This window comes from Mycobacterium innocens (genome assembly GCF_900566055.1).
Classification (GTDB): Bacteria; Actinomycetota; Actinomycetes; order Mycobacteriales; family Mycobacteriaceae; genus Mycobacterium; species Mycobacterium innocens.
This window is the reverse complement of the sequence record NZ_UPHQ01000036.1, coordinates 67,434-76,487: the sequence shown is the minus strand read 5'-3', so window position 1 is coordinate 76,487 and position 9,054 is coordinate 67,434. Positions and strand designations below refer to the sequence as shown.

The following is a 9,054-nucleotide window of genomic DNA, read 5'->3' as shown; positions in this document are numbered from 1 at the left end:
ATACAGTTCGGTCAGGAGGGCATCGAGGTCTGTCTTCATAACTGTCCATCGGTGCCCTCCAACCACATCCTTCACAAGCCGACACGCCGAGAGTGCAACCACTGCGGCGCCGCTCGGCGTGTCGCCGCCGCCAGTACACACTCGGCGCAGCCGATGCACACTCCGCGCGCAGTTGGGAATTACTCATCTAGTGGTGGTGATGGCCGTGGCCGTGACCGTGATGGTCGTGCTGCTCCGCATTGGCGGGCTTTTCGACCACCGCCGTCTCGGTGGTGAGCACCATCCTGGCCACCGATGCGGCGTTGAGCACCGCGGACCTGGTCACCTTGACCGGGTCGACGACACCGTCGGCGGCCAGGTCGCCATAAGTCAGGGTGCTGGCGTTCAACCCGTGTCCGGCGGGCAGTTCGCTGACCTTGCTGACCACCACCGCGCCGTCCAGCCCAGCATTGGTTGCGATCCAGTACAGCGGCGCGGCGAGCGCCTCGGAGAACACGTCGACGCCGAGCGCCTCGTCGCCCGACAGCGACGCGCGCAGGTCTTTCAGCGCCTGGCGGGCCTGGATCAGCGCGGAGCCGCCCCCGGCGACGATGCCCTCCTCGACCGCCGCCTTGGCGGCCGCGACCGCGTCCTCGACGCTTTCCTTGCGCTCTTTGAGCTCCGTCTCGGTGGCGGCGCCCACCTTGATGACGGCCACCCCGCCGGCCAACTTGGCCAGCCGCTCGCCCAACTTCTCGCGATCCCAGTCGGAGTCGCTTCGCTCGATCTCGCCGCGCAGCAGATTGACCCGGGCCGCGACCGCTTCCGGAGCGCCGCCGCCGTCGACGATGATGGTTTCGTCCTTGCTGACCACCACACGGCGGGCCGAGCCCAATACCTCCAGGCCCACCTCGCGCAGCACCAGGCCGGCGTCGGGATTGACCACCTCGGCGCCCGTCACCGCCGCCAGGTCCTGCAGGAACGCCTTACGCCGGTCGCCGAAGTACGGCGACTTCACCGCGACCGCTCGCAGCGTCTTGCGGATGGAGTTGACGACCAGCGTCGCCAACGCCTCGCCCTCGACGTCCTCGGCGATGATCACCAGCGGCTTGCCCGATTCGGCAACCTTCTCCAACAACGGCAGCAGGTCCGGCAGCGAGCTGATCTTCTCCTGGTGCAACAGGATCAGCGCGTCTTCGAGCACGGCCTCCTGGGAGTCGAAGTCGGTGACGAAGTACGCCGACAGAAAGCCCTTGTCAAAGCCGACACCCTCGGTGAATTCCAGCTCGGTGGTCAGCGTCGAGGATTCCTCGACGCTGACCACGCCGTCGGCGCCGACCTTGGTCATCGCCTCGCCCACCAGCTCACCGATCTGCTCGTCGCGCGAGGACACCGTGGCCACCTGAGCGATGGCGTCCTTACCCGATACGGGTGTTGCCGACGCGAGCAGCGCTTCGGACACCGCGTCGGCAGCCTTGCCGATGCCGGCGCCGAGCGCGATCGGGTTGACACCCGCAGCGACCAGCCGCAAGCCGGCCTTGAGCAGAGCTTGGGCCAGCACGGTGGCGGTGGTGGTGCCGTCGCCGGCCACGTCGTTGGTCTTGGTGGCCACCGACTTCACCAGCTGGGCACCCAGATTCTCGAAGGGGTCTTCCAGGTCGATCTCACGCGCGACGGTGACACCGTCGTTGGTGATAGTGGGTCCGCCGAAGGACTTGGCCAACACCACGTGCCGACCACGCGGGCCCAACGTCACCCTTACCGTGTCGGCGAGCTTGTCCGCGCCCGCCTCCATGGCGCGACGCGCGATTTCGTCGTACTCAATAAGCTTGCTCATCAGGTTCCTTCCGCCGGGCAATGTCCACTACGGCCTCGGCCGCTAACGCATGCCGCCCCGGAAATCACCCGTGGTCGAGCACGGGGATCGCCGGGGCGGAACACGGTTCTGTTACTTGGAAACGACAGCCAGCACGTCGCGTGCCGACAGGATCAGGTATTCCTCGCCGTTGTACTTGATCTCAGTGCCGCCGTACTTGCTGTAGATGACGGTGTCGCCTTCGGCGACGTCTAGCGGGATTCGCTTCTCGCCATCCTCGTCCCACCGGCCGGGGCCGACAGCGACGACGGTGCCCTCCTGGGGCTTCTCCTTAGCGGTGTCGGGAATGACCAGACCGGACGCGGTCGTGGTCTCGGCCTCGTTGGCCTGCACGAGAATCTTGTCCTCGAGTGGCTTGATGTTCACCTTCGCCACGATTGGAGCCCTCCACTTATTGGGTCGGGTCCGGGTTCAGGCCCGGACCGGAGTTGGCGGTCGGTCCGGGGCTTGCCCCGGAACCGTCCGAATTACCAGGTGATTCGGCATTCTTCCGTGCCCTCGCGCCGTCGTCGCGGGTGCCGGCAACTGGGGTCGTCCGACTGCCACCTAGCACTCTATACATGAGAGTGCTAGCACTCAAGAGCACCCCGCTGCTTCTGCGTGTTGGCGTTGCGGAGGCCGCCGACACCGAGATTGCCGCCATGGTTGCGATCCGCTCACCAACTACAGCCGTGACGGCAATTTCGTGAAAAAGGGCTAGCTCACCAGTCCCGTGACCACGGGCAGGCCGGGATCGGTCGCGGCTTCCAGCGGTGACGGCGGCGCCTGCGCTGCCACCAGGTGCGCGGCGAACGCGGCGATCATAGCGCCGTTGTCGGTGCACAGCCGGGGCCTGGGGATTCGCAGACCCAGCCCCGCCTCGGCGCAGCGCTGGGTGGCCAGCTCGCGCAGCCGGGAGTTGGCGGCCACGCCGCCCGCGATCAGCAAGGTCGACACCCCCAGATCGGTGGCCGCGCGCACCGCCTTCTTGGTCAACACGTCGGCGACGGACTCCTGGAATCCGGCCGCGACGTCGGCGGGCCGGAAATCCGGATGGCTTTCCAGATAGCGGGCTACCGCAGTCTTGAGCCCGGAGAAGCTGAATGCGTAGCGATCGTCGGCCGCCCCGGTCATGCCGCGAGGGAACACGGGGATCTCCGCGGCCTCGCGGCCGCAGGTGCGGGCCAGGTCGTCAAGCACCTTGCCGCCCGGATAGCCCAGGCCCAGCAACCGTGCCACCTTGTCGTAGGCCTCACCGGCCGCGTCGTCGACGGTGCTGCCGAGCTCGACGATCGGTTCGCCGAGCGACCGCACCCGCAGCAGGTGGGTGTGCCCACCCGACACCAGCAGCGCCACGCACTCGGGCAGCGGGCCGTGTTCGTAGACATCGGCGGCCAAGTGCCCGCCCAGATGATTGACGGCGTAGAACGGCACTCCCCACGCCGCCGCATAGGCTTTGGCCGCGGCCACTCCCACCAACAGCGCACCGGCCAGGCCCGGGCCGATGGTGGCGGCGACGACGTCCGGTCGTTTCACACCGGCCGCCGCCAGTGCCCGGCGCATCGCGGGACCAAGCGCTTCCAGGTGAGCCCGGGAGGCAATCTCGGGGACCACACCGCCGAAGCGCACGTGCTCGTCGACGCTGGAGGCCACTTCGTCGGCCAGCAATGTCACCGTGGCCGCAGCACCCGTGCCGGCCAGCCGCGCGATGCCGACTCCCGTTTCGTCGCACGAGGTTTCGATGGCCAGGATGATGGTCATCGGCGCGCCTCCCGTCGCATCGTGTAGGCGTCGGCGCCGCTGACCCGGTAGTAGCGCCGGCGCAGGCCGATCTGCTCGAATCCCACGCTGCGATACAGCGCAAGGGCGGCCTCGTTGTCGGTGCGGACCTCCAGGTATACGACGCCGCCATCGGCAAAATCGAGCAGGTCGTTGAGCAGCCGACGGCCGATGCCCTGTCCCTGGTGGGCCGGATCCACCCCGATGGTGTGCACCTCGTACTCGTAGGGCGGGGTGCGGCCCAGCCGGGAAATGCCGGCATAGCCGACCAGGGCGTCGCCGCTGCGCGCGCCCACATAGTGGTTGCGCGCGCTGGCCAGTTCCCGTTCGAACGCCACCGCCGGCCACGGGTCGTCGCCGTCGAACAGCTGCGCTTCCAGCTCGGCGCACCGCCCGGCATCGGCAGGGGTCAGCGCTCCGAGGATGACGGGCCCGGTGTGGGCGGTCATGCGCGAGCCGCCAACGGCTTGGCATCCGGCCGTCGCAGATACAGCGGCATCAGCGGCGGCGGGCTGTCGGACCACTCGCGCACCGCGCCGACCAGCCCGGCCGGCGTCGGGTACACCGGCTCACACCGTGGCAGGCCGAACAACGCCGCGTGCTCGGGCGAGCCGGCGACGGCGCGGGCCGGCCCGGGATCGACGTCTGCCGGGGCGCTGACGGCCGGCCCGGCGGTGCGGACCCCGTCGCGGTATCGGGCCCAGTACACCTCGCGGCGGCGGGCGTCGGTGACGACCAGCGTGTCACCGGCGGTCTGGCCGCCGATGGCGTCCAGGCTGCACACGCCGTACACCGGGATCTGCAGCGCATGCCCATAGGCCGCGGCCGTCGCCATCCCGACCCGCAGCCCGGTAAACGGGCCGGGGCCGCAGCCGACCACCACGGCGTCCAGCTCGCTCATGTTCAGCGCCGCCTCGGCGAGTGCGGCCAGCACGTTAGGTGTCAGCCGTTCGGCGTGCGCCCGCGCGTCGACGGTAACCCGCTGGGCCACGGTGACAAAGCCATCAAGGCGCACCACGCCCGCGGTCACGGCCGGGGTCGCGGTGTCGATGGCAAGGACGAGGCTCATGAACACACCCACTGCCAGGTCGCGATCCGCACGTCGGAATGGCTGACTCGCTCCAACCGGACGTCGAGGTGACGCTGCGAAAGGCGTTCGGCCAGGCCCTCACCCCACTCGACCACCACCACCGCGTCGTCGAGTTCGGTGTCGAGGTCCAGGGAGTCGAGCTCGCCGAGCAGAGCGGCCCCGGGCCGGTCCAGCAAGCGGTACAGGTCGACGTGAATCATCGCCGGACGGCCGGGGCGGCGCGCCGGGTGTACCCGCGCCAGCACGTAGGTCGGCGAGGTGACCGGACCTTCGACATCCATGGTTGCGGCAATTCCCTTGGCCAGCACGGTCTTTCCCGCGCCCAGTGGACCGGAGAGCACCACCACGTCGCCGGCCCGCAGCTGCTCACCCAACCGGGCTCCCAGGGCGACGGTGTCCTCGACGCGCTCCAGTTTCTGCTGCTCAGCCACGGCGTCGCAACCGTTCTCGCAGTTGCCGGTACCGCAACGTCAGTGCGCCCGGCGTAGCCCGGTCGACCAGCCGAATCAATCCCTCGTTGATGATGTCGGGCTTCTCCAGCAGCGCCAGATGACTTGCCCCGCTGACGATGACCAATTCCGACTGCGGCAGCGAAGCCGCCATCTTCTTCGAGTATTCGTCCGGGGTGAGCAGATCGTGGTCGCCGCAGGCAATCAGGGTCGGGACCTTCAGCAACGTCCACAGCCCGGCGGTTTCGTCGTGGACTTCCAGGGCCTGCAGGAACTCCACCAGGGTGGCGATCGGGGTGTCGTTCATCATCCGCTGCGAGAACGCATCCAGGCTCCGGCTGACCTGCAGGTCACTGAAGGACGCGGCGCGCAGGATCGGGGCGATCAGCGACCGGGACACGGTGCGGCCCCGATGTACCAGCTTCGGTGCGGAGCGGGCGGTGAAGCGCACGGCTTCCAACGCCGGGTTCTTCAGGAACTCGCCGAGCGGTGAGCGCGTCACCCCTTCGGCGGCCGAGGAGATCACCGCTGCCCCCACGATCCGTCGCCGGCGCCCATAGTGCTCGGGGAACTGGCGGGCATGCGACAACACCGTCATGCCGCCCATGGAATGACCGACCAGCACAATCGGCCCGCGCGGCGCGGCGGCCCGCAGCACCGTTTCCAGGTCCTGGCCCAGCTGGGTCAGCGTGTAGGTCTCGGGTGCGGCTTCGCCGGACTGGCCATGCCCACGCTGGTCGTAGAAGACCATGCGCACCTGCGAGCCCCAGTGTTCGCCCAGCCGCATCCGCTGAAAGTGGAAGGCACCCATGCGGAGGCAAAAGCCGTGGGCGAACACCACGGTTACCGGGGCGTCGGTCGGCCCGGCCTCGCGCACCGCCAGCTGGACCCCGTCGGGGGTGGTCACCACGTGGCCGCGATCGCTGTCCAGCCGCTCGAAATCCTCGTCGGCGTAAGGGTCTTCGACGACGCCGCTGCGTTCGGCCAGCGACCGGCGGGCAGCGGCTCCGACGATCGTGGCGACCGCGGTCAGCCCGGCGCCTCCCGCAAGCCAGGCCCTACCCTGGTGGCCCTTATGGGATTGGTTGGGATTCAACGGTTTTCAGCCTCGCGATAGATCCTGGTGATCCGCCCGCGCGGGCTGGTGACCACTTCGTAGTGGATGGTGCCCACCAGATCGGCCCAGTCCTGTGCGGTGGGCTCGCCGCGGGTTCCGGGCCCGAACAGAATGGCCTCGTCACCTTCGGCCACGTCGACCCGGCCGGGGCCGAGGTCGACGACGAACTGGTCCATGCAGATCCGGCCGACGCCCGGTCGTCGCCGGCCGTTGATCAGTACCTCCAGGCGCCCGCCCAGCGAACGGAACACGCCGTCGGCGTAGCCAATCGGCAGCAGTGCCACCGTGGTGTCGTGCGGCGCGATCCAGGTGTGCCCGTACGACACGCCTTCGCCTGCGGGAACCGACTTGACCAGGGCTACAGCGCATTTCACGGTCATCGCCGGCACCAGGCCCATCTCGCCCAGCTCCGGAACCGGGCTCAACCCGTACACCGCGATGCCCGGCCGCACCAGGTCGAGGGTCAGGTCGGGACGGGCCATGGTCGCCGAGGAATTCGACAGGTGCGCCACTTCGAACCCGACGCCCTGTTCGCGGGCGTATGCCAGCATGTCCCGGAACCGTTGGGCCTGAACGTCGTTGATGGGCTGTTCCGGGGCGTCGGCGTACACCAGGTGCGACATCAGCCCCCGCAGCCGGATCGCATTTTCGGCGACGGCCTGACGCAACCTGGCCAGCATGTCCGGGTACAGCGCCGGCGCCACGCCGTTGCGGTTGAGACCGGTGTCGACCTTGACGGTCACCGTCGCCGTCCTGCCGGTACGGCGCACCGCATCCAGCAGTTCGTCGAGTTGACGTGCCGACGAGACCGCGATTTCGACGTCGGCAACCAGCGCAGGGCCGAAATCGATGCCGGGCGGATGTAACCAGGCCAGCACCGGCGCGGTGATGCCGTCGGCGCGCAGCGCCAGCGCCTCGTCGACGGTGGCGACACCGAGTTCGGCCGCCCCCGCCGCCAGCGCCGCCCGGGCGACCCTGGTCGCGCCGTGGCCGTAGCCGTCGGCCTTGACTACGGCCATGACCTGTGCGTTCCCGGCGTGCTCCCGCAGCACCCGCACATTGTGCTCGACGGCGCCCAAGTCCACCACGGCTTCGGCCAGGACGCCCGGTGTCCGGGATATCGGCGTAACAGCCAACGAAGTCGTGCTCCCACTCGTCTGTATGTCGGTTCGCAGCCATTCTCCCAGAACGGATCGGATCACCGGGGAGAGCTAGGCGGCGTTGGTCACATGCGTCACACCCGTCTCTAGGTTGGCAGGCACCCGATGTGCCCACCTCGCAGCGACAACCTCACGTGTCGCTCATAGGTGGGCACGACGAACACCGTCCCCGCCAGAGGCCACTGTGACGGATGTGACATGACGCCGCTGCGGTGCGCGCGCCTCCCGAAGGGTCCGCGCTAATGCGCGAAGTGTTGGGCGTCGTAGTGACCGCCGGGTTTGAGCTTGTCCAGGGTCCGCACCGCGGTGGAGATGTCGTCATGTAATGCCCGGGCCAGGTCGGCGGAAAGTCCTTCCCGCACCACAATGCGCAGCACGGAGATGTCGGTGGCGTTGTCGGGCATGGTGTAGGCCGGGACCTGCCACCCGCAGGTGCGCAACTCGTGCGAGAGGTCGAACTCGGTGTAGCCGCGGTCGCCGGCCAGCCGGAAGGCGACGACCGGAATCGCCGAACCGTCCGAAATCAGCTCGCAATGCTCGGCTCTCTCTAGCTGCTCGCCGAGCCACCGCGCCGTCTGCGACAGGGCCTGCATGACCTTGGTGTAGCCCTCGCGGCCCAGCCGCAGGAAGTTGTAGTACTGACCGACGACCTGGTTGCCCGGACGCGAGAAGTTCAGCGTGAACGTCGGCATGTCGCCGCCCAGGTAATTGACCCGGAACACCAGCTCCTCCGGTAGATATTCGGGGGCCCGCCACACCACGAACCCGACGCCCGGATAGGTCAGCCCGTACTTGTGGCCGCTGACGTTGATCGACACCACCCGCGGCAGGCGGAAGTCCCACTGCAGGTCCGGATGCAGGAACGGCGCCACGAAGCCTCCGCTGGCGGCGTCGACGTGCACGGGGACGTCGACACCGCCACCCGCCGCCAATGCGTCCAGCGCCGCGCAGATCTCGGCGATCGGCTCCAGCTCACCGGTGTAGGTGGTGCCCAGAATCGCCACCACGCCGATGGTGTCCTCGTCGACGGCATCGATGACCTGCTCGGGAGTAATGACGTAGCGCCCTTTTTCCATCGGCAGATAACGGGGTTCGACGTCGAAGTAACGGCAGAACTTCTCCCACACCACCTGCACGTTGGAACCCATCACCAGGTTGGGTGTGCGACCCTTCCAGTCCTTGGTCTTTGCCCGCCAACGCCACTTCATGGCCAGCCCACCCAGCATCACCGCCTCGCTGGAGCCGATCGTCGACACCCCGGTGGCGCTGCCCGGGTCGTCGTCGCGCAGCCCCTCGGCGTGGAACAGGTCGGCCACCATGGATACGCAGCGCGACTCGATGGCCGCGGTCGCCGGGTATTCGTCTTTGTCGATCATGTTCTTGTCGAACGTCTCGGCCATCAGCCGCCCGGCCTCGGGGTCCATCCAGGTGGTGACAAAGGTGGCCAGGTTCAGCCGCGAACTGCCGTCGAGCATGAGCTCGTCGTGGATGAACTGGTAGGCGGCTTCCGGATCCATCGATTCCTCGGGCAGCCGGAGTGCCGGGACGGGAGCGGTGAACATCCGCCCGGTGTAGGCCGGGGCAATCGAGTGCGTGGGCACGGACGGGTGGCTGGGGGGCACGGC

General features: G+C 68.3%; 9 protein-coding genes. All 9 read right to left on the bottom strand.

The annotated features are described in order from the left end of the window. Positions 1–187 precede the first annotated feature (187 nt). The gene (groL, locus tag EET03_RS04555) at positions 188–1,816 is read right to left on the bottom strand and encodes a chaperonin GroEL (RefSeq protein ID WP_063470008.1); all 1,629 of its coding nucleotides are present in this window, start codon (positions 1,814–1,816) and stop codon (positions 188–190) included. A gap of 111 nt (positions 1,817–1,927) precedes the next feature. Next, a complete protein-coding gene (groES, locus tag EET03_RS04550) occupies positions 1,928–2,230 on the bottom strand; it encodes a co-chaperone GroES (RefSeq protein WP_003418028.1) in 303 nt (100 codons plus the stop codon). 321 nt (positions 2,231–2,551) lie between these two features. Then, positions 2,552–3,595: a tRNA (adenosine(37)-N6)-threonylcarbamoyltransferase complex transferase subunit TsaD gene (gene tsaD, locus EET03_RS04545; protein WP_075544588.1), complete on the bottom strand. Its 1,044-nt coding sequence runs from the start codon at positions 3,593–3,595 to the stop codon at positions 2,552–2,554. Beyond that, positions 3,592–4,062: a ribosomal protein S18-alanine N-acetyltransferase gene (gene rimI / locus EET03_RS04540; RefSeq protein ID WP_075544589.1), complete on the bottom strand. Its 471-nt coding sequence runs from the start codon at positions 4,060–4,062 to the stop codon at positions 3,592–3,594. Before rimI ends, tsaD begins: the two co-directional genes overlap by 4 nt. After that, on the bottom strand, positions 4,059–4,682 hold the full coding sequence (tsaB, locus tag EET03_RS04535; RefSeq protein ID WP_075544590.1) for a tRNA (adenosine(37)-N6)-threonylcarbamoyltransferase complex dimerization subunit type 1 TsaB: 624 nt from the start codon (positions 4,680–4,682) through the stop codon (positions 4,059–4,061). The genes rimI and tsaB overlap by 4 nt, the downstream gene beginning before the upstream one ends. Beyond that, positions 4,679–5,134, bottom strand: coding sequence for a tRNA (adenosine(37)-N6)-threonylcarbamoyltransferase complex ATPase subunit type 1 TsaE (tsaE, locus tag EET03_RS04530; protein WP_063470004.1), 456 nt, complete (start codon positions 5,132–5,134; stop codon positions 4,679–4,681). Before tsaE ends, tsaB begins: the two co-directional genes overlap by 4 nt. Next, positions 5,127–6,185 (bottom strand): alpha/beta fold hydrolase, encoded by a 1,059-nt coding sequence (locus tag EET03_RS04525; protein ID WP_208648992.1) that lies wholly within the window; start codon positions 6,183–6,185, stop codon positions 5,127–5,129. The genes tsaE and EET03_RS04525 overlap by 8 nt, the downstream gene beginning before the upstream one ends. A gap of 59 nt (positions 6,186–6,244) precedes the next feature. Continuing rightward, entirely contained in the window at positions 6,245–7,405 is a 1,161-nt protein-coding gene (gene alr, locus EET03_RS04520; RefSeq protein WP_063470002.1) for an alanine racemase, read from the bottom strand. A gap of 263 nt (positions 7,406–7,668) precedes the next feature. Beyond that, positions 7,669–9,051, bottom strand: coding sequence for a glutamate decarboxylase (gene gad, locus EET03_RS04515; protein WP_099193979.1), 1,383 nt, complete (start codon positions 9,049–9,051; stop codon positions 7,669–7,671). Positions 9,052–9,054 lie beyond the last annotated feature (3 nt).